The sequence below is a fragment of the Colwellia ponticola genome, from assembly GCF_005885605.1.
Classification (GTDB): domain Bacteria; phylum Pseudomonadota; class Gammaproteobacteria; order Enterobacterales; family Alteromonadaceae; genus Colwellia; species Colwellia ponticola.
The window spans coordinates 1-438 of record NZ_SZVP01000150.1 but is presented as its reverse complement, the minus strand read 5'-3'; the positions used below and the strand labels follow the sequence as shown (position 1 = coordinate 438).

The window sequence follows — 438 nt, the reverse complement described above, 5'->3', positions numbered from 1 at the left end:
AGCAACAAAAGTACATTATGAGCTAGCAAAAAGATGTCTAGAAAATGGTATCCATGTTTATATTGACAAACCGTTGAGTGTCCATCTAAACGAAGTGCGTGAATTGCAAGAATTGGCTGATAAGAACCAATTGATCTTGATGGTCGGTTTTAACCGACGCTTTGCTCCTATGGTAGAAGAATTGAAACGTATCCCAGAGAAGCGGCTGATCCAACTGCAAAAAAATCGAATAGCGGCAAAAGAGACGACAGAATTCGTCCTTTATGATTTATTTTTACATCTCATTGATACAGCGGTGTATTTATTGGATGAACCTATTTTGAGAACAAAATATCAGATAAGAGAAACAAAGGAATATTTGGAATATGCCATTTTACAATTAGAAACACAAAATCAAACGGCTATATTAACGATGGATTTGGCAAGTGGTGCTAATAC

At 36.1% G+C, this 438-nt stretch carries 1 protein-coding gene; it reads left to right on the top strand.

Features of this window, described 5'->3' with window-relative positions:
* A partial coding sequence (locus FCS21_RS17835) for a Gfo/Idh/MocA family protein (RefSeq protein WP_138624526.1) occupies nt 1-438 on the top strand: 438 nt, incomplete at both ends.